The sequence below is a fragment of the Cobetia sp. D5 genome, assembly GCF_035666195.1.
Taxonomy (GTDB): Bacteria; Pseudomonadota; Gammaproteobacteria; order Pseudomonadales; family Halomonadaceae; genus Cobetia; species Cobetia amphilecti.
On sequence record NZ_CP142020.1, the window covers coordinates 1,820,541 to 1,840,875 of the forward strand.

General features: G+C 62.5%; 15 protein-coding genes. 6 read left to right on the forward strand and 9 right to left on the reverse strand.

What is annotated here, in order from left to right:
* Positions 1-35: 35 nt before the first annotated feature.
* The 6 genes from U0O11_RS07705 to gloB all read right to left on the reverse strand — a co-directional run bounded on the left by U0O11_RS07705 (position 36) and on the right by gloB (position 8,879).
* Positions 36-1,673, reverse strand: coding sequence for an ABC transporter ATP-binding protein (locus U0O11_RS07705; protein ID WP_153635678.1), 1,638 nt, complete (start codon positions 1,671-1,673; stop codon positions 36-38).
* A complete protein-coding gene (locus U0O11_RS07710) occupies positions 1,670-2,794 on the reverse strand; it encodes an ABC transporter permease (protein WP_153635679.1) in 1,125 nt (374 codons plus the stop codon). The genes U0O11_RS07705 and U0O11_RS07710 overlap by 4 nt, the downstream gene beginning before the upstream one ends.
* A 1-nt stretch (position 2,795) precedes the next feature.
* A complete protein-coding gene (locus U0O11_RS07715) occupies positions 2,796-3,884 on the reverse strand; it encodes a microcin C ABC transporter permease YejB (RefSeq protein WP_107334889.1) in 1,089 nt (362 codons plus the stop codon).
* 185 nt (positions 3,885-4,069) lie between these two features.
* Positions 4,070-6,070 carry an extracellular solute-binding protein gene (locus tag U0O11_RS07720; protein ID WP_242007783.1) on the reverse strand — a complete coding sequence of 667 codons (2,001 nt, stop codon included), beginning with the start codon at positions 6,068-6,070 and terminating at the stop codon, positions 4,070-4,072.
* Positions 6,071-6,471: 401 nt separating this feature from the next.
* Positions 6,472-7,878 (reverse strand): LysM peptidoglycan-binding domain-containing protein, encoded by a 1,407-nt coding sequence (locus U0O11_RS07725; protein ID WP_242007784.1) that lies wholly within the window; start codon positions 7,876-7,878, stop codon positions 6,472-6,474.
* A gap of 212 nt (positions 7,879-8,090) precedes the next feature.
* Entirely contained in the window at positions 8,091-8,879 is a 789-nt protein-coding gene (gene gloB, locus U0O11_RS07730; RefSeq protein ID WP_107334887.1) for a hydroxyacylglutathione hydrolase, read from the reverse strand.
* A gap of 775 nt (positions 8,880-9,654) precedes the next feature.
* Between gloB and U0O11_RS07735 the strand changes: the two genes are divergently transcribed.
* The 4 genes from U0O11_RS07735 (at position 9,655) to nudC (ending at position 13,051) form a co-directional block, all read left to right on the forward strand.
* The gene (locus U0O11_RS07735; protein WP_172978657.1) at positions 9,655-10,521 is read left to right on the forward strand and encodes a class I SAM-dependent methyltransferase; all 867 of its coding nucleotides are present in this window, start codon (positions 9,655-9,657) and stop codon (positions 10,519-10,521) included.
* A 351-nt stretch (positions 10,522-10,872) separates the two neighbouring features.
* Positions 10,873-11,307, forward strand: a complete 435-nt coding sequence (rnhA, locus tag U0O11_RS07740) for a ribonuclease HI (protein ID WP_054556047.1) — start codon at positions 10,873-10,875, stop codon at positions 11,305-11,307.
* A 149-nt stretch (positions 11,308-11,456) separates the two neighbouring features.
* Positions 11,457-12,278 (forward strand): DNA polymerase III subunit epsilon, encoded by an 822-nt coding sequence (gene dnaQ / locus U0O11_RS07745; RefSeq protein ID WP_153635682.1) that lies wholly within the window; start codon positions 11,457-11,459, stop codon positions 12,276-12,278.
* Complete coding sequence (gene nudC / locus U0O11_RS07750; RefSeq protein ID WP_107334885.1) at positions 12,278-13,051, forward strand: NAD(+) diphosphatase; 774 nt, start codon at positions 12,278-12,280, stop codon at positions 13,049-13,051. Before dnaQ ends, nudC begins: the two co-directional genes overlap by 1 nt.
* 124 nt (positions 13,052-13,175) lie before the next feature.
* On the opposite strand, the gene U0O11_RS07755 is transcribed toward nudC, so the two are convergent.
* Positions 13,176-13,493, reverse strand: a complete 318-nt coding sequence (locus U0O11_RS07755; RefSeq protein WP_043332726.1) for an SCP2 sterol-binding domain-containing protein — start codon at positions 13,491-13,493, stop codon at positions 13,176-13,178.
* Between the two features lie 572 nt (positions 13,494-14,065).
* Between U0O11_RS07755 and sohB the strand changes: the two genes are divergently transcribed.
* A complete protein-coding gene (gene sohB / locus U0O11_RS07760) occupies positions 14,066-15,169 on the forward strand; it encodes a protease SohB (RefSeq protein WP_153635683.1) in 1,104 nt (367 codons plus the stop codon).
* Positions 15,170-15,336: 167 nt separating this feature from the next.
* Here sohB and U0O11_RS07765 read toward each other — a convergent pair whose 3' ends face one another.
* Complete coding sequence (locus U0O11_RS07765; RefSeq protein ID WP_054556050.1) at positions 15,337-15,651, reverse strand: ArsR/SmtB family transcription factor; 315 nt, start codon at positions 15,649-15,651, stop codon at positions 15,337-15,339.
* Positions 15,652-16,218: 567 nt separating this feature from the next.
* Here U0O11_RS07765 and U0O11_RS07770 point away from each other — a divergent pair.
* A complete protein-coding gene (locus U0O11_RS07770) occupies positions 16,219-18,189 on the forward strand; it encodes an acetate--CoA ligase (protein ID WP_324692382.1) in 1,971 nt (656 codons plus the stop codon).
* A 115-nt stretch (positions 18,190-18,304) separates the two neighbouring features.
* On the opposite strand, the gene U0O11_RS07775 is transcribed toward U0O11_RS07770, so the two are convergent.
* Positions 18,305-19,906 (reverse strand): Na+/H+ antiporter NhaC family protein, encoded by a 1,602-nt coding sequence (locus U0O11_RS07775; protein ID WP_287021035.1) that lies wholly within the window; start codon positions 19,904-19,906, stop codon positions 18,305-18,307.
* Positions 19,907-20,335 lie beyond the last annotated feature (429 nt).

Sequence of the window (20,335 nt, forward strand, 5' to 3'; positions counted from 1 at the left end):
TTTGGTCAGGCCATGGCAGAGCGTGTCAGAGCGTTTCAGGCCAGCCCCGCGGCCTGTATCAGGGCGCGCGTATAGTCCTCGCGGGGGTTGCCGAGCACTTCTGCCGTCGTGCCCGTCTCCACCAGGCGTCCTTCACGCAACACCATCACCCGATGGGACAGCGCGCGTACCACCGCCAGGTCATGACTGATGAACAGATAGCTCAGGCCACGGCGTGTCTGGAGTTCACGCAGAAGGGCAATCAGCTGTTTCTGCACGCTGCGGTCCAGTGCCGAGGTCGGCTCATCCAGCACCAGCAGTCTGGGCTCGAGGATCAGGGCGCGCGCCAAGGCAATCCGCTGACGTTGGCCGCCGGAGAACTCGTGGGGATAGCGATCGGCACATACCGAGGGCAGTTCGACTTCCTCCAGCACCTGCGCCACACGCTGGCGAACCTCGTCTTCGCTGAGCGTTGGATGATGAAAGCGCAGACCTTCACTGATGATGTCCGCCACCGGCATGCGTGGCGACAGCGAGCCGTATGGATCCTGGAAGACGATCTGCATCTGACGGCGACGCAGGCGCAGCGTGTTGCGATCCAGCGTATCGATGCGTTCGTTCTCGAGGTGGATCTCGCCCTTGGCGGCCTGCAGCTTCAAGAGCGCCAGGGCGAGTGTCGTCTTGCCGGACCCCGATTCCCCGACCACGCCGAGCGTCTCGCCGCGGGCCAGTGTCAGATCCAGCGGATGAACGGCGACGAAGTCCGCTGGGCGCTTCTGGAACAGCTTCTTGCTGCGAGCGAAGCGCACCTCCAGCTTGCGCGCGGCGAGAACCGGTGTCGCGGCGTCCTCGGCACTCAAGTCGCTGGCGAGGCCTTCGGGTTCGGCGGCCAGCAGCTCGCGGGTGTAATCGGCCTGTGGCGCATCGAATACCTCGTCGACGCGCCCTTGCTCGATGCATTCCCCGTCGCGCATCACGATCACGCGGTCGGCATGACGGCGCACCAGATTGAGGTCATGGCTGATCAGGACCATCGCCATGCCCTGGTCGCGGCGCAGGCGATCCAGCAGCTGGAGTATCTCCTGCTGCACGGTGACATCCAGCGCCGTGGTCGGCTCATCGGCGATCAACAGCGGTGGCTGATTGGCCATCGCCATGGCGATCATCACGCGTTGGCGTTGCCCGCCGGAGAGCTGGTGTGGCCAGGCGTCGATCAACTCCTCGGGACGCGGCAGCTGCACCTGGCAGAGCAGTTCCAGCACGCGCTGGCGGGCGGCATTGCCGCGCAGTCCCTGCTGGAGGCGCAGGCTTTCACTGATCTGTTCGCCGACACGCGTCAGCGGGTTGAGCGAGGTCATCGGCTCCTGGAACACGAAACCGATCTGGCCGCCGCGCACCCGCTGCCACTGGCGTGGCGTCAGGGCGGCGAGATCCAGCGTCTTGCCGTCAGGCCGCGTGAATTCGCGCTGCCCGGTGACATGGGCATGCCCCGGCAGCAGGCCAAGACTCGCCAGCAGGCTGACGGACTTGCCCGACCCGGACTCGCCGACGATGGCCAGACATTCCCCCCGTCGGACCTCAAGGGAAAGATGCCTGACGACGGGTGTCTGGCCGAAGCGGATGCAGAGATCGTCGAGTCTCAGCACGCTGGCAGCGGTGCCGGTGTTGTCCGCAGGTGAAGAGGGATGACTCATGCGTTCTGCTCCCGGTCACTGATATGACGTGGGTCGAAGGCATCGCGCAGCCCTTCGCCGATGAAGACCAACAGCGTCAGCATGATGCCGAGGCTAAGGAAGGCGGTCATGCCCAGCCACGGTGCCTGCAGGTTGTTCTTGCCCTGGGCGACCAGCTCGCCCAGCGAGGGTGAGCCTGCTGGCAGGCCGAAGCCAAGAAAATCCAGCGCGGTCAGGGTGGTGATGGCGCCGGTGAACAGGAAGGGGATGAAGGTCAGGGTGGCGACCATCGCGTTGGGCAGCACATGACGCCACATGATCAGCCGCGAGGGCAGACCCATGGCCCGGGCGGCACGCACGTATTCCAGATTGCGAGCGCGCAGGAATTCGGCGCGCACGATATCGACGATGCCCAGCCACGAGAACAGCAACATGATGCCGGTCAGCCACCACAGGTTCGGCTCGACGATGCTGGCGAGAATGATCAACAGGAACAGCACCGGCAGGCCGGACCACACCTCGATCAGACGCTGGCCGATCAGGTCGACCTTGCCGCCGAAGTAGCCCTGCACGCCACCGATCACCACCCCCAGCACCAGCGAGCCCGCCGTCAGTACCAGCGCGAAGATCACCGACAGCCGGAAGCCATAGATGACGCGCGCCAGCACGTCACGGCCCTGATCATCGGTGCCCAGCCAATGACGGCCATTGGGGGCCGACGGCGCCGGAGAGCCCAGATTCAGATCCAGGGTGTCGTAGGAGTAGGGAATCAAGGTGTTGAGCATGAAGCCCTGCGCCTCGATGGCCTCGATCACATAGGGGTCGCGATAGTCGGTGGCGGTGGGCAGGAATCCGCCGAAGGTGGTCTCCGGATACTCGTGCAGCATCGGCAGATAGGTCTCGCCCTGATACTCGACCAGGAGCGGACGGTCATTGGCGATCAGCTCGGCCCCCAGCGAGAGCACGAACAGCACGCCGAAGATCAGCAGCGACCACCAGGCGCGACGGTTGTCACGAAAGGCCGCCATGCGCCGTCGGGTGATGGGCGACAGGCGTGAGGCACGCGGGCGTTGCTTCGCTTGCTGGCTTTCGTCGCTTACGTCGTGAGCGGGTGTCTCGTGAAGCGTTGTCTCGTGACGCATATCAGGCCTCCCGTGTCGCGAAGTCGATGCGCGGGTCGATCCACACATACATCAGATCAGAGACCAGCTTCAGGATCAGACCGATCAGGGTATAGAGATACAGGGTGCCGAAGATCAGCGGGTAATCGCGCTGCAGGACAGCCTCGAAGCCGAGCAGTCCCAGGCCGTCGAGGGAGAAGATCACCTCGATCAGCAGCGAGCCGGTGAAGAAGATGCCTACCAGCGCCGCGGGCAGCCCGGCGATGATGATCAGCATGGCGTTGCGAAAGACATGCCCGTAGAGGATGCGGTTCTCGCTGGCCCCCTTGGCGCGTGCCGTCAGGACGTATTGCTTGTGGATCTCGTCCAGGAAGCTGTTCTTGGTCAGCATCGTCAGGGTCGCGAAGCTGCCGATGGCGGAGGCCAGCACGGGCAGGGCGATGTGATGGAAGTAATCCAGAATCTTGCCGGCGGTGGACAGCTCCTCGAAGTCCGGCGAGGTCAGCCCCCTGAGCGGGAACCAGTCCAGATAGCTGCCGCCGGCGAACACCACGATCAACAGGATCGCGAACAGGAAGCCCGGAATGGCGTAGCCGACGATGACGACGCCGGAGGTCCAGATGTCGAAGCGCGAGCCATGCACCAGTGCCTTGCGGATACCCAGCGGGATCGAGACCAGATAGACCAGCAGCGTGGTCCATAGCCCCAGCGAGATGGAGACCGGCAGGCGCTCCAGCATCAGGTCGATCACCGGGCGATCACGGAAGAAGCTGTCGCCGAAATCGAACTGCGCGTAGTCGACGACCATGTCGGTGAAGCGTTCCCAGACCGGCTTGTCGAAGCCGAACTGCTGCTCCAGCTCCTCGATCAAGGCCGGGTCGACCCCTGAGGCGCCGCGATAGGTCGAGGAGCCACCGCCACCGCTGGTGACACCATCACCGCCGCCACTGTTGAGGCGGGTGCTGGCACCGGCACTCATGCCGTCCAGACGTGACATCAGTTGTTCGATCGGGCCACCGGGGGCGGCCTGAACGATCAGAAAATTCAGCAACAGGATTCCGAGCAGCGTCGGAATCATCAACAGAATCCGGCGCAGAATATAGGCACCCAATGGCAATCTCCCTGCGTGCCCCTCATCGCCGGCATCTGATGTGCGGTGCAAGGGACATCGGTTATTGGTGTCGTGGACGCATCAGCAAGGCGTCAGTCCCGCCAGGCGTCTATGCCTGGCATATGCGCCGAGCGTGTTCTTCAGGCTTGCTGAGCAGGCATGTTCACCCGGCTTATTCACCTGGTTCATTCTCCCGGTTCGAGTGATGCATCCTTGTCGGGCTCGATCCACCAGCTGTCCAGGCTCAGCTGGTATTCCGGGAAGGGCTGCGGATAGCCGAACTTGTTCCAGAGCGCGATACGCGTCGCCGCCAGGTGCCACTGGGGCACGACATGGAAGCCCCAACGCAGTACGCGGTCGAGTGCCCGTGTCGCGCTGAGCAGGTCTTCGCGGGTCTGCGCCTGAATCAGGGCATCGGTGAGCGCGTCCACCACCGGGCTTTTCAGCCCGATCAGATTGCGTGAGCCGGCCACGTCGGCATAGTCGCTGGTCCAGTATTCACGCTGCTCGCTGCCGGGGCTGTTGGATTGCGGATAACTGCCGACCACCACGTCGAAGTCGAAGCTGCGACGGCGGTTGATGTACTGATTGACGTCGACGGTGCGAATCCGCGCCTTGATGCCGATGCGCGCCAGATTGCGAATCCACGGCTGGATGATGCGCTCGAACTGGGTGTCGTAGTTGAGCACCTCAAGCGTCAGCGGCTTGCCGCTGCTGCGGCTGACCAGCTGGCCCTTGACCACTTCATAACCCGCTTCGCGCAGCAGCCCCAACGCCTTGCGCAGGCGAGGGCGCAATTCCTGTGGCTCATCGATCGGCAGGGGCTTGTCGAAGACCGCGCTGGGCAGCTCATCCTTGAAGGGCTCAAGCAGCGCGAGTTCCTTGCCGGTGGGCATGCCATCCGCGGCCATGTCCGAATTCTCGAAATAGCTGTGGGTCTGCTGGTAGGCACCGTAGAAGAGGTTGCGGTTGATCCAGTCGAAGTCGAAGACCAGCGCCAGTGCCTCACGGACTCTCGGGTCCTGGAAGCGCTCACGGCGCTCGTTGAGCACGAAGCCCTGCATGCCCGCCGGGTTGCTGTCCGGGACTTCCAGCTTCTTCAGGCGCCCCTCGTGCAGCGCGGGAGTGTCGTAGGCGGTCGCCCAGTTCTTGGCGCTGCTTTCGACGTGCAGATCGATGCTGCCGGCCTTGAAGGCTTCCAGCGACACGGTCTGGTCCCGGTAGTAGTCGTAGACCAGCGTCTGGATGTTGTGGCGGCCCTTGTTGACCGGCAGGTCCTTGCCCCAGTAGTTGTCGACACGCTCATAGCGAACCTGGCGGCCGGCATCCAGAGATGCCATGCGATAGGGTCCGGAACCCAGCGGGAGTTCCAGGGTGGCGCGCGTGAAGTCGCGGCTCTTCCAGTAGTGCTCCGGCAATACCGGCAGCTGGCCGATGATCAGCGGCAATTCGCGCGCGGCGCCTGGCGCCATCTCGAAGCGCACGGTGTCGGCATCGATCACGCTGACGCCGGTGACATCGTGGTAGTAGCTCTTGAAGAACGGCAGGCCCTCATCCTTGAGCAGGCGATAGGTGAAGACGACATCTTCGGCAGTCACCGCCACGCCATCATGGAAACGCGCCCGAGGGTCGATATCGAATTCGATGGCGCTGCGGTCCTCGGCCAGGCGGACGCCGCTGGCCAGCAATCCATATTCGGTGAAGGGCTCATCAGCGGAGGGGATCATCAGGGTGTCGTAGATCAGTCCCCCGAAGTAGTTGAGTCCCGCCACCGAATTGCCCTTGAGGATGAAGGGATTGGTGGAGTCGAAGCTGCCGATGGCGGCGCGCGTCATGCGCCCGCCGACCGGCGCTTCTGGATTGACGTAAGGAAAGTGCGTGAAGCCGGGCTTGTGGGCGGGCTCGCCGTAGATGGCCAGGCCATGCACGGTCGGGACGTCCAGCGGTGTCTGCACGTTCGAGGTGGGGATACTGGTTGCCTGCGCGCTGGTTGCCTGCGTGCCTGACGCCGTCTCGGCGCTGGGGCGTGAATCGGCCGATTGCTCGCTATTCGCATTGGGCCCGGCTGCATTGGGCTCAGCCGCGTTGGCCGTGGCAGTGAACGAGCCGCTCACCATCAGCGCCCCCAGGCATAGCGCACGTAGCGCAGCCCAGCGACGTTGGGTGAGTGAAGAAACACGCTGCATCGAAGACTTCCTTGACTGAATGACCCGGGCCTCGCGGCCGTGATGAAATGACCGGCATCTGGGCAGCGGCTGGTTTGCGCCTGACTCGCCATCAACTCTGCTTGCTTGGGTCTCCTCAGCGGTTGTCGACAAGTGTGACGACACCGCTGTCGACACACTATCGTGAGCTGCCGTGAGCTGAAGAAGAACCGCAGGAGAACTGCGGAAGCGGTGCAGCAGGTGCACGCCACGCGCCGGGCTGCGGCCGGTCTCCTTGCATCGACCCCGCCAAGAGTAACGAAGTTCCCTGTCAGCGGCCATGCTGCGGCGTTTGAATCGCAAACGCCCCCACCATCGCAGATGGCAGGGGCGTTGAGGAATCGCCTATCAAGCGTCGTGCAACGACGCGTGAATCGACTGACTCAGTTGGCGCTGTAAAGGGTCAGCATCTGGCCGGGGCGCAGGTAGTCCGCAGATGACAGCTTGTTCCAGCGCGCGAGCTGGCGAGTGCTGACATTGTGACGGGCGGCGATCAAGGACAGGGAATCGCCACTCTTCACGCGCACCTTCTTCTCGCCGTTGGCCGAGGCCAGCTGGGTGGCCACCGAGGCGCCGCGGTCCGGCACCATCAGTGCCTGGCCGATGCGGATGGTGTTGCCCGAGAGGCGGTTCTTCTGCTTCAGCTCGGACAGCGTCAGGCCACTGCGGCGCGCGATGACGGACAGGGTGTCGCCGCGCTTGACGCGATAGCTGGCCCAGCTCTGGCGCGCTTTTTCAGGCAGCGTGGCCAGCTGGCTGAGGAAGGTATCGCGGGCGGTGGCGGGAATCACCAGCGAGCTGTCACCCGGCGTGGTGGCCCAGCGCTTGTAAGCCGGGTTCAGAGCGCGCAGCTCATCTTCACTGATACCGGCCAGCTTGGCGGCGGTGGACAGGTCCAGTTGTCCGCCCGTCTCGACGGCCGCGATTTCCGGCCTGTCGTCAATCTTCGGCAGCGAGAGCCCATATTCCTCAGGGTCGCGAATCACCGCGGCCAGTGCCAGAAGCTTCGGCACGTATTCCATGGTCTCGTTGGGCAGCTTGATGTTCCAGTAATCCTCATCGCCACCGGCGCGGCGGCGTGCACGATTCACGGTGCCGGCACCGGCATTGTAGGCGGCCAGCGCCAGCTCCCAGTCGCCGTCATACCAGCGCTCGCCCTGGGTCTCCAGGTAATCCAGCGCGGCATCCGTGGACAGCAACACGTCCTTGCGACCGTCATACCAGCGGTTGCGTGTCAGCCCCATGGCGTCACCGGTGCGCGGCATGAACTGCCACATGCCGGTCGCACCGCCCGGATGCGCGGCATCCGGATCGTAGGCGCTCTCGATGAAGGGCAGCAGTGCCAGCTCTGCCGGCAGGCCGCGTGCTTCGGTGCGCAGTGTCACGTAGCGAATCCAGGGGCGGGCCTGTTCCGCGATACGCTCCACGTGGTGGGGGTGCTCCTGATACCAGCTGATCCATTTGCGCACGCGTGGGCGACCGGTGTCCTGCTGCAGCTGATAGCCGGCGCGCAGTCGCTCCCAGACGTCGTCGTAGTGCGCGGGAATGGCGTCGACGGCCTCCATGAAGTTCAGCGGGGCGCGCTGATATTCACTGGTGGGCGAGACCCCGGACACCATCGCTGAATTGGCGCTGGCGGTCAGCGGCATCAGGCACAGGGTGGCGCCCAGAGAGGCGAGGCGAATCAGGTGACGCAGTCGAGCCGGACGGAAGGGGGCCTGGGTCGGAGTGACACGACACGGCGTGTCGGCGGCCATCTGGCCGTCGGTACGGAGGTCTTGCTGATGCATTGACGAAATACTCTCTGGCGAGCCGCGGCTGGATGGGTCAGCAGCGGCTCGGCTGGCCGGTCATGCCGGCACGAATCAGTGACTGCGGGGGCTGATCGAGATCAGGAATGTTCTCGACCCGCTGTCACGCGAAATGCCATTCACGCCGCGCTCCAACCGCTCACCTGGGGGGGGGGCGTCGGAACGGGGGCAATGGCACGCGGGCAGCAGGGCTAGAAGTTGTCCTTCCACTGACGCAGTGCCGTGAAGGCCGCCAGTGGAGAATCTTCCTGACCCGAGGGTGCCGAGAGGCGTCCTTCCTGTTCGAGGTGGCGTTGCAGCGCCACCTCATCACTGCGCAGGAACGGATTGATCTGCTTTTCTCGACCGATGAGGGTGGGCAGCGTGGGGCGGCCCAGTGAACGCAGCTGCTCACATTCTGCGTTGAGGGTGTCTCGCGCCGGGTTGTTCGGCTCGGCGGCACTGGCGAAGGCCAGATTGGCCAGCGTGTATTCGTGTGCCGGGAAGACGAGTGTCTCTTCCGGCAGGGCGGCCAGGCGTGACAAGGAGTGATGCATCTGCTCCGGCGTGCCCTCAAACAGGCGACCGCAACCGCCACTGAACAGGGTGTCGCCGCAGAACAGCAGTCCCGGCATGCCGGAGCTGACAAAGGCGATGTGATCCAGCGTATGGCCCGGCACTTCCATCACCTCGAAGAGGCGGCCCTGCAGGCGGAAGCTGTCGCCATCGCCGACACGCTCGTCGATACCGTGGATGGCCGGATTGTGCGGGCCAACCACGCGAGGCTGATAGCGTTCGATCAGCTCCGGCAGGCCGCCGGTGTGATCCTGGTGGTGATGGGTGATGAGGATGGTGTCGAGGGTCAGGCCTCTGGACTCTAGGGCCTCCATCACCGGGCGTGCATCACCGGGGTCGACGACCGCCACGCGGGGGTTGTCGTCGCTCTGTATCAACCAGATGTAGTTGTCCTGAAAGGCCGCTATGGGCGTTACGCTCATCATGGTGGTCAGGTGCTCTTGATGTCTTGCAGTCGTCGATCGAAGCAATGACAGGCCAGTGACGCGAAAGGGGCTCCATACGTCCTCGCCGAGGAATCGGCCAGGCTGAAGCAGATGAACATGGCATGTCATCGTCGCCTGCAATGCTGATGGGCAGGCGGTTCCATCGACTCCTTACTGAGAGTTAGTTGTCGAAAGCAGCATAAAGTCATGCTCAGAGACGGCTCAGGACGGTCGTGCTCCTGGCCGCTCCCCTGGCCGCATATGTGGGCGGGAGGGGCATTCCGTATGCTCTATGATCGACAACGCATATTTATGGGTCATTCGCAGGATGTTGGGCAACACCTTGCTTCACTCTATCCTGAGTGTCGGGCCGGGCGTGTCGAGACGCTCGGTGCCCGCAGTCCTGTTCAAGACTCGCTTGTCGGCATTTCGTTCCCGGTCAGACTCGCCGTGTGCGATCAGGCGCCGGGTGGCTGATGCCCAGTCCTGCAAGAAGTGTCTTTCAGGAAAAGCCCAACAAGAAGAGTCCAGCAGGAAAAGTCACGACTGGCCGCCGGTGCCAAAGTCCATGAGCGCCATCAATCGCAAGGCCAATAGCCAGTACGATGATGCCCAGTGGATTGATTCGTGGCGGGAATCTGAATTTTCCGGATAACAAGCCTGACGAGCCAGCAGGTAAGTGTCAAACCTCTTATGGTGTGAGAATGTAGACAAGTGTCAAAGCCTGTCTATGCCGTGGGGAGTGTCTCCCCGCATGAAGCCCGGGAGATGCAAGATGTGGAAAGGCCCCTTTGGTGTGAATGACTCCGGTGCGGACAAGGCCAGCGCGTCCCTGACCGCCGAGGAGCGCCAGCGCCAGCATGCGCGCCAATTGAGTGCCCATGTGCGCGCCATGCGTGCCTTTTTCGAGGGCCCGGATGGGCAGGACATCCTGACGGCGGAGCGCGAGATGCTGGCGCCGCTGTTCGAGCGTTGCTTCGGTTTTCACAGCCTGAACCTGGGGCCGGGCGGCAATGACCTCCTGTCACTCTCCGCCATCCGCCATGCCATCCAATGGAGCCCCGAGGCGGCGCTTGCCGAGTCGCCTTCCACCTTGATCTGCCCGCTGACGCAGCTGGCATTGCCGGACGAGAGCATGGATCTGGTGATGCTCCACCATCTGCTGGAGGTCGCGCCGGAGCCGCACCGTCTGCTACGCGAGGCGGCCCGCGTGCTGCGCTCCAGTGGCTGTCTGGTCATCGTCGCCTGGCAGCCGTTATCTGGCGAGGGGCTGCTGCGTCTGGACCCGCGGCGTCGCCACATCACTCCCTGGGAGGGAAGCTGGCGAACGCCGGCGGCTCTGCGCGATTGGCTGGCCTTCGTGGATTTCGAGATCGAGCGTATCGACTATGCCGGCTTCCACCTGCCGGGGCTACGCCTGCGACACGGTTGGCTTGAACGCATGGGGCGCCGCTACAACCTGCCGCTGGGCAGCCTGATGTTGATACGGGCGCGGCGCAATGTCGGGTACGTGCAACCCTTGAATGCCAAGCGACCGCGAGTCGCTATCCCCGGTGTCTCCATCGGCCAGGCCACGCGGGTGCATTCCCGGGAGGGGCATGTGAAGGGTGAGTCGCGCAGAGACCTGTCCGAGCGCGGCTAGCTCGAGGGCTCGCTGCAGGGCTCCCTTTTCTTCAAGGCTTCAGTCTGACGGAAGCTGTAAAAAAACACAGGGACTTTGGCCATGCTGGATGCGAGTGGGTAGAATGACGCTCATTGTGGCAAGGCCTGCTGTTGCCGCGGGGGCTCCCGGAGAGTGATTGTCAGGGAGCGGTTTCCAAGCCCCGCCTCTGAGAGCCAGGCTTGCCCCTGTCGTGACAGCCAGCGCCGTCGCACTTGCCCGTCTTCGTTTCCTTTGTCGAGAGTGCCGTTTGTGAGCCAGAGTGCATCCACGTCCGAACCCCAGAATCCCTCCGCTGCTGCGACGTCCGAATCCAAGGCGGCGCCGACTCGCGTGGTCATCCACACCGATGGTGCCTGTCGTGGCAACCCGGGGCCGGGTGGCTGGGGTGCGATTCTGGTCAGTGGCAAGCATCGCAAGGAACTCAATGGCAGCGAGGCCCAGACGACCAACAATCGGATGGAGATGATGGCGGCGGTCGAGGCGCTGACGGCGCTCACCAAGCGCTGTCAGGTGGTGCTGTGGACCGACTCCGAATACGTCAAGAACGGCATCACCAAGTGGGTGCACGGCTGGGTCAAGCGCGGTTGGAAGACGGCAGCCAAGCAGCCGGTCAAGAATGAAGATCTGTGGAAGGCACTGCTGGCCCAGAGTGAGCGTCATGATATCGAGTGGCGCTGGGTCAAGGGGCATAGCGGCGATGAGGGCAACGAGCGCGCCGATGCGCTGGCCAACGAGGCCATCGACGAGATGCAGCGCCGCCGCTGAGTGCCTCGGCTGGCAGGTACACCGAGCACGGTGGCCAGTCGTGTTTGAGCACGGACATGCAGGATCCGATATTGAGGCACCCTGATGCGCGGCCCGAAGCTTGAGGCGGATCGATCAGGGAGCTGTCACTGTTTACCAAGAGGTCTGAGATGCGTCAGATTATTCTCGATACCGAAACGACAGGTATCGATCCGAAGGAAGGCCATCGCCTGATCGAGATCGGCGCGGTGGAGATGATCAACCGCCGCCTGACCGGACGCACCTACCATCAGTACGTCAATCCTGAGCGCTTGATCGATGCAGAGGCGATCGGGGTACACGGCATCACCGATGAGCGAGTCGCCAACGAGCCGGTCTTCGCCGAGATTGCCGATGCCTTCTGGGACTTCATCAAGGGTGCCCAGCTGGTCATCCACAATGCGCCCTTCGATGTGGGCTTCATCGATCACGAATTCGGGCTGATCAATTCCGGGCGTGCCAACCCGTTGGGCCCGGTCGCCGATCACTGCGCCATTCTCGATACCCTGAAGCTGGCCCGAGAGAAGCACCCCGGACAGCGCAACAACCTGGATGCGCTGTGCAAGCGCTACGATATCGACAACGGGCATCGTGTGCTGCACGGCGCCTTGCTGGATGCCGAGATTCTCGGCGATGTCTATCTGGCGATGACCGGTGGCCAGACGGCGCTGGGCCTGGACGTGATAGAGGAAGGCGATGGCGAGGAGGGCGGTATCGTCGGGGTTCGTCGCCTGCGTGCCGATCGCCCACGTCTGGTCACGCCTGGGCTTTCCGCGCTGGAACTTGAGCGTCACTCGGCCTGGTGTGAAGAGATTCGCGGCAAGGCGGATGAGTGCCTGTTCGATCGCCTCTCGATCGATGCTTTGGGCAGTCTTGATAGTGCCAGTCTTGATGGCGCCACTCTTGAGGGTGCCAGTCTGGACAGCCGAGGCAACCGCGGAGACGACGCCTGATGTTGATTCGTGATCTCTCGCGTGTGACCCAGCGCCATGGTTATCTGATTCGCGTGGGGCGTGATGGCGTGGCACCTGCGCCGGATGGCGGCATCATCCAGCCCATCGCGGACTGGCCCAGCGGCGCCGTGGCCCTCGGGGAATGGCAGGGCGCGCCGATTGCGGTGTTCGGTGAGAATGGCAGTGCCGACTGGCCCGCCGCACGTCAGTGGCTGCATACGCTGCCACGTGATCAGTTTCCGCTGCTTTCCAGTGCGTTGCAGGTGCTCAAATGGCTGCGCGACCATCGATTCTGTGGCCGTTGTGGCAAGCGCATGAAGCGACTGGAGCATGAATTCGCCATGCACTGCACCGGTTGTCAGCATCGCAGCTACCCGCGTATCTCGCCGTGCATCATCACGCTGATCACCCGGGGCCGCGAGATGTTGCTGGCCCGCAGTCCGCGCTTCGGGCCGGGCATGTATTCGACCCTGGCGGGCTTCATCGAAGCCGGTGAAAGTGCCGAGGAAGCCGTGCGGCGTGAGGTGCACGAGGAAGTCGGTGTCGAGGTCGGGCGAGTCAGCTATTTCCAGAGCCAGTCGTGGCCGTTCCCGCACTCGTTCATGCTGGGCTACTACGCGGAATATGCCGGTGGCGACATCACCATCGATGGTGTCGAGATCGAGGATGCCCAGTGGTTCACGCCGGAAGACTTGCCGGGGCTGCCACCGAAGTTCTCGATCTCGCATGCCTTGATCGACAACTTCCTGCGCTCGGTCGCGACGGGCCGCTGATAGTGCGCGCCTCTCCCCAAAGAAAGCGCCCCGACCATTGGTCGGGGCGTTTTCTTTGGCTGGTGCATAAAGCGAACCTTACCATCGGGCTTGTTCGCAACGATGCACCTGCTCAAGCAGACGCTTACTTGTTCGGGAACAGAGACGTCAGCTTGGTGGCCAGCATGATGTTGCCGGTGGCTTTCAGGCGGCCTGTCATGAAGGCCTGCATGCCGTCGACTTCGCCCTTCATCACGCCCTTGAGGGTATCGCTGTCGGTGCTCAGGGTCACGGACGGGTCATCGTGCTCACCTTCGCCGACGTCCAGAGTGCCGTCCTTGACGACCATGTAGTAGTCATCGCTGTCGGTGATGTTGAATTGAAAGACCTCATCCATGCCCTTGGCAGCTTCGGGGTTGAAACGGCTCTTGAGCATGTCGATGACGGCGTTGGCGTCGGCCATGGTGATATTCCTTGTCAGTGCTAGCGGTGGAGAAAGGCCAATGATCACGGGGAAAGATGACGTGCATGGCAAGGGGGAAGGTGTCGTTCATCACCTTGCTCACCATGAAGTGATCACGCTGCTGACCTTCAAGACTGACATCAGACTATTTCAAACGAGCGTTCCAATCAAGTCGTGTGATCGATCTGGCGTGTTCCGCGCTTCAGCGCCCAGCTCTGAACCTGTAGAAGTAACGTGCAGAGATAATGTGCAGAAGTAGCGTACAGAGACAACGTACGGATGGCATCCAGGCCACCTTGAGAGCCCGCGCAGGCGGTACGCCAGTCCCATGACAATACGAGTAGTATGAAATCTACCCAAGCGCTTGCCAGCCTTGCAGGCGGGCAAGCTTGCCCCCATATCGAGTACCATCCCGCACCGGCCCTTTAGCCGGTGATTTCGTTATGGGGTCCTGGTCGTGTGGCAGATGCCTTGACCTTCTGCCTGACAACCATGCACTCGAGAGCGAGCGTTCGCCGCTCACGTGCAGGCGAGAGATCAGACACCTTCTTCAATGTTTCAGGAGCAAGTGCATGCAATGGATTTCACAGTACGGCCTATTTCTGGCCCAGGCGATCACCGTAGTGGTCGCGATCGCGGCCATCGTGCTCATCATTGCACGTGCACGACAGGGGGAAGCGGGGGAGCGCCAGCCCAAGCTGAAGATTCGTCCCTGGCATGAGCGCATCAAGGGCTATCAACGCGAATTGAGCCACGCCGGCCTGGAAGAGGCCGAGTACGCCGCCAAGGAGAAGGCGCGGGCCAAGAAGCACAAGCAGGAAGCCAAGGCGCTTAAGAAATCGCTCAAGGCCAAGGCGAAAGCCAACAAGGGCGACAATGCGGACAAGGACGATGCGCCGGCCAGTACGCGTGGGCGTCGGGTCTTCGTGCTCGACTTCGTCGGCGACATCAAGGCCAGCGGTGTGGAAAGCCTGGCGGAGCAGATCACGGCACTGGAAGGCGTGCTGGGTCAGCAGGATGAGGTCGTGCTGCGACTGGAGTCCGGTGGTGGCCTGGTGCATGCCTATGGCTTGGCCGCGGCACAGCTGGACCGTCTGCGTGCCAGTGGCGCGCGCCTGACGATCACGGTCGATAAGGTCGCGGCCAGTGGCGGCTACATGATGGCCTGTGCGGCGGACCACGTGGTGGCAGCGCCCTTTGCGGTCATCGGCTCGATCGGTGTCGTGGCGCAGGTGCCCAATGTGCACCGTCTGCTCAAGAAGCATGATGTGGATGTCGAGATTCTGACGGCGGGGCGTTACAAGCGCACCTTGACCATGCTCGGCGAGAACAGTGAAGAAGGGCGTGAGAAGTTCCTGTCGGACCTGGCGCGCACCCATGAGCTGTTCAAGCAGCATGTCGGCAGCCGTCGCCCGCAATTGGACGTCGAGGCAGTGTCCCAGGGTGATATCTGGTATGGCAGTGAGGCCATCGATATCGGTCTGATCGACGAGGTCGGTACCAGTCAGGCGTTGCTGGCACGCTATCTGAAGGAAGAGGTCAAGATCTTCGAGGTGAGTCTCGAGAAGCCGCGCCGCGTGATGGACCGTTTCGGCAAGGGCGTGACTTCGAGTCTGGATCGTGTGCTGGATCGCGTGCTGGAGCGCAATGCGGAGTCGCGCTGGCATCAGCAATAAGCGACAGATTGCCGTCGCGGGCGAAGAGAAGAGGCTTGGAAGGCCATTCCGTGGCCTGCCCGATCTTGTTGGAGTCGGCGAGTGATACAGATGTCTAGCGGGTCACGATCAGCGTGACTCAGCGACATTCCCCTCAAAGGGCGTCAGTCACCGGCTGGCGCCCTTTTTCAGTTATAGAGGTCCTGCAGGGCACGAATGACACCTGCGGCATTGGGGCCTTGCAGCGAATAGTAGATGGTCTGCGAAGCGCGGCGCGTCCGCACCATGCCTTCACGACGCAGAATCGCCAGATGCTGCGACAGCGCGGACTGCGACAGTTCCAGGCGCGAGTTGAGCTCGCTCACCGACATTTCGCTGTCGCTGAGCAGGCACAGGATGCGCAGGCGGTTCTCGTTGCCCATCGCCTTGAGCAGGGCAGTGGCTTCTTCGATGACGCGGTCACCGGCCTGGTGCAGGGTGATGGCATCGCTGGACACTGGCATGGGGTTATTCCTTGCAGCTGTAGAAAGTGTTGCGTTCATGCGGTCTCTCCCGGTCGGTCTATCTTGGTGCATCCCGAGGGACGCAATGGGCCATTGGCATGTTGTTATGACCTAACCTTGTTTTAGTGAATGATCAATAACTCCGCGTGCTACGTCCAAGACAATCTTAAACGATAAATCATCGACTTTGTCGTTCTCAGGCTTTGACTTTTTGTCGCATCTGCTGTGAGACCGCGTTCAAGCGTATGTTTTATTGCGCGAATGACGCCTTTCATGCTGTCAGGTCGTCTGCGACCAAGGATTGAGTATAAGACCATCAGACGCTGAAAACGGTGAGCCGAGCACGTTTGAAGGGCGATTTTTGGCCTAAGGTTTCAACGTAACTATCGGTTCAGGTGTCTCTGTACTGCCTGTCCTTCCTCCATCGTCGTCTGTCGCATCGCCGTTGGCGAGCGACATCAATGACGACATGAAAAGAGGTCCGGTCAACGGGCCCCGGAGACAAGGCCTTGCGTCAGGGCAGGCAAGAGATGCCCACAAAGCCATTCGTGGATCACGAGGTACGCCATGCCCGACGCCAATCACTCCTGTGCACGCGAGCGTTATCTAGCTCTGACGGCGAGAGCCAACGAGACGCCAGAAGACTTCTGGGCTGAGCAGGCGCAACGCATCGCCTGGTTTCGCCCGCCGCAGACCATTCTGGCCTGGGATGAGCAACAGCATGCACGCTGGTTCATCGATGGCGAGATGAACATCTGCCATGCCGCGCTGGATCATCATGTCGCCAATGGGCGCGCGGATCAGGTCGCGTTGTACTGGGATTCGCCGGTCACCCAGAGCAAGCGGCATTACACGTTTCGTGAGCTGCGTGATGAGGTGGCCCTGTTGGCGGGGGCATTGCGCAATCTCGGGGTGGAGAAGGGCGACCGTGTCGTGCTCTACATGCCGATGGTCGCCGAGGCCATGATGGCGATGCTGGCCTGTGCACGTCTCGGGGCGGTGCATTCAGTGGTCTTCGGCGGCTTTTCCCCCAAGGAGCTGGCGGTACGTATCGATGACGCCGCGCCCAAGGTGATCATGGCGGCGTCCTGCGGGGTGGAAGTCGATCGCATCATTCCCTACAAGCCCTGGCTGGATGAAGCCATCGAGCTTGCCGAGCATACCCCGCAAGCCTGTCTGATCCTGCAGCGTGAACAGCAGCGGGCGACACTCGGGCCGCGTGATCATGACTGGCATGAATGTCTGGCCAGCGCCCAGGCCACCGAAGCGGTCAGCATGCTGGGCAGCGAACCTCTCTATGTCCTCTATACCTCCGGCACCACCGGCAAGCCCAAGGGAGTGATGCGTGATCACGCCGGTTACGCCGTGGCGCTGCATTATTCAATGGAGCTTCTCTATGCGACCCGCCCCGGGGATACCTTCATGGCGGCCTCGGACATCGGCTGGGTCGTCGGGCACTCCTATATCGTCTATGGCCCGCTGCTGATGGGGGCCAGTACCGTCATGTATGAGGGCAAGCCGGTCAAGACCCCGGATGCCGGAGCCTTCTGGCGCTTGATCGAGGAATACCGCATCAACTGCTTCTTCACTGCGCCGACGGCGTTTCGTGCCATGAAGAAGGAAGACCCGGAAGCCAGTCATATGGCCAATTACGACCTTTCCAGCCTGCGCAGTCTGTTCCTGGCCGGAGAGCGACTGGACCCGCCGACCTATCACTGGCTCGCCGATCTCCTGCCGGTGCCGGTCGTCGATCACTGGTGGCAGACCGAAACCGGCTGGCCCATCGCCGGCAACCTGCTGGGCCTCGACATGTTCACCGAAGGCAGCCGCGAGGTGAAGGCGCCGGCCGAGGCGCGTGCCGGTAGCGCCACCTGGCCGTTGCCGGGCTTCAATGTGCAGATTCTCGATGGCATGGGGGATGAGGTGCCCATGGGAGAGCAGGGCAATGTCGTGCTGCGTCAGCCGCTGCCGCCGGGCTGCCTGACCGGACTCTATCAGGACCCCGGACGCTTCCATGCTGCCTATCTTGCCGCCTACCCCGGCTATTACCTGTCCGGTGATGGCGGCTACTTCGATGAGCAGGGCTATCTGTTCGTGATGGGACGCATTGACGATGTCATCAACGTGGCGGGGCATCGCCTGTCGACGGGTGAAATGGAGCAGGTGCTCGGTGCACATGCCGCGATCGCGGAATGTGCGGTGATCGGCATCGAGGATTCGCTCAAGGGCGAGATGCCGTTGGGACTGGTGATTCTCAAGGATGGCTGGCAGGGGGATGAAGCCAGCCTGTGCGCCGAGCTTGCCCAGCGGATACGCCAGGAAATCGGGGCCTTTGCCTCGCTCAAGGAGGTGCTGATCGTCGAGCGTCTACCCAAGACGCGCTCAGGCAAGATACTACGCAAGATGATCCGTCAGATCGCCGCGGGCGAGCAATACCAGGTGCCCTCGACGATAGATGACCCCTCAAGCCTGGAAGATGTGCGTGAGGCGCTGAGCGAGGCGGGCGTCGGTCAGGCGAGTGAGGCACGTAGCGCGTGAGTCGAAGAAGTGATATCGCGGACGCATGACGCGGCCCGCGCTGCTCCAATAATGAAAAAGCCCCCGCCATGAGACATGGCGGGGGCTTTTTTTCAGCAAGGCAGCGATTATTGCATCAGGTGCGTGCCACGACCGGATTGGCCATCTCGCGGCGTGCAAGCCAGGCAATGCTGATGACCAGCAGACCCGCCAGGCTCAACCAGCCGAACAGGGTACTGTCGGTCAGGCCCATCACCAGGTAAGCGATCAGCGAGATAGCGGCACCCAGCAGGGCGTAGGGCAACTGGGTCATCACGTGATCGATGTGATGGCAGCTGGCCCCCGTCGAGGACAGGATGGTGGTGTCGGAAATCGGCGAGCAGTGATCCCCGAACACGGAGCCGGCCAGCACCGCGCCCATCATCGGCAACATCATGGCGAGCTCGGTGGCGGCCGCCATGTCACCGGCGATGGGCAGCATGATGCCGAAGGTGCCCCAGCTGGTGCCGGTGGCAAAGGCCATCAGGCCGGAGAGCACGAACAGCAGCATCGGCAGCCAGGTTGGAGACACGACGCCCTCGACCAGCGTGGCCAGGTACTGGCCGGTTCCCAGAGAGCCGATGATGCCGGTCAGCAACCAGGCGAAGACGAGGATATAGACGGCCGGCAGCATGGAGCTGGCGCCCTGGGCGATGGCGCTCAGGCTGCGACCAGCGCCCATGCGATGACGCAGCAGCATCACTACCGCGGCCAGCAGGCCGATGGCGCCGCCGATGATCAGCGACTTGGCGACATCCGTCAGCTCGAAGGCGCGAATCAGGCCGAAGGCCTCACCCTCGGCGGCCAGTGCGCTGGCGCCGGTCTGCACGATCATGAAGAAGGTCGCGATGACCAGCACGATGATCGGGATCAGCAGGTCCATGGGGCGGCCACGCTCGGATTCTTCCACGTGAGTGTTGCCCGGCGGATTGCCGCGCTTGGCATCGAAAAGCTCACCGTCGCGCGCCGCGATGGCATGACGGCGCATGGCACCGAAGTTGATGTCGAACCACGCCGAGGCGATCACCAGCACCAGCGCCGCAATCGCGTAGTAGTTGAGGGCGGACAGCTCGAGGAAGGCACCGAACGGACTCACATCCGTGATGTGGTGCGTCGCCAGGATTCCGGCGATCAGGCTGATGATGTAGGCACCCCAGCTCGAGATCGGCGTCAACACGCAGATGGGCGCGGCGGTGGAATCGATCAGATAGGCTAGGCGCGCGCGCGACAGCCCCTGACGATCGGTCAGCGGACGACAGATATTGCCCACTGCCAGACTATTGAAATAATCATCGATGAAGATGAATACCCCCAGCAGCACGGTCATCAGCTGCGAGCCACGGCGGGTAGTGACACGCGCCCGCGCCCAGTTGCCGAAGGCACGGGTGCCGCCTGCCAGCGTGATCACGCCGACCATGGCTCCCAGTGCCAGCAGGAACAGCAGGATATAGACGTTCCAGCTGTTGAGGCTGGCCTCGGCAAGCTGACCGCTGTCCGGCATCTCGATGAAGACGGCCACCAGCTGCTGCCAGAGATAGTGCAGCGTGACGAGCGGCGAGAAATCATTCAGCAGCAGGGCGCCTGACACGATACCCAGCCCGAGGGAGAGCATGACACGACGTGTCAGTATTGCGAGACCGATGGCTATGATCGGGGCGAGCAGCGAAAGCGGGGACGCCGCGTAGCTGGTCAGTTCCATGTATCACCTGTAATCAAAGGCAGGCGCCGGGACAAAGCGCGCTACCGGGTGCCGTTATGGCGGTTATGGTGCGTGGGTGTCAGGGAGTTGCACCGCCTGATCGCAGCGCACACTCGCGGGATCGCCGTTGCGCAACGGCAATCGATGAGTCGCGAGCCTGCGCCCGATAAGTCCTGGGCCGCCACTGGCAGGCGGCGACTTCCGGAAGGGGGCGCATTATGCCCGAGCCAAACAAGACGTGAAACATTACCGTGTTCATCTAAAGTCTAGGTGGCAGTGAAAAACACCGCCGTTGCGCTATTTTTCCCCTAGAATTCGGGCGTAGAAGTCCGCTTTACAGTGGGCTCTTCTTGCTTATCCCCGTGGGATATGAAGAATGGCGCTCACCAAAGCATGTCGAGCAGCCCGATCGTAGTGGTTGCTCGCTGT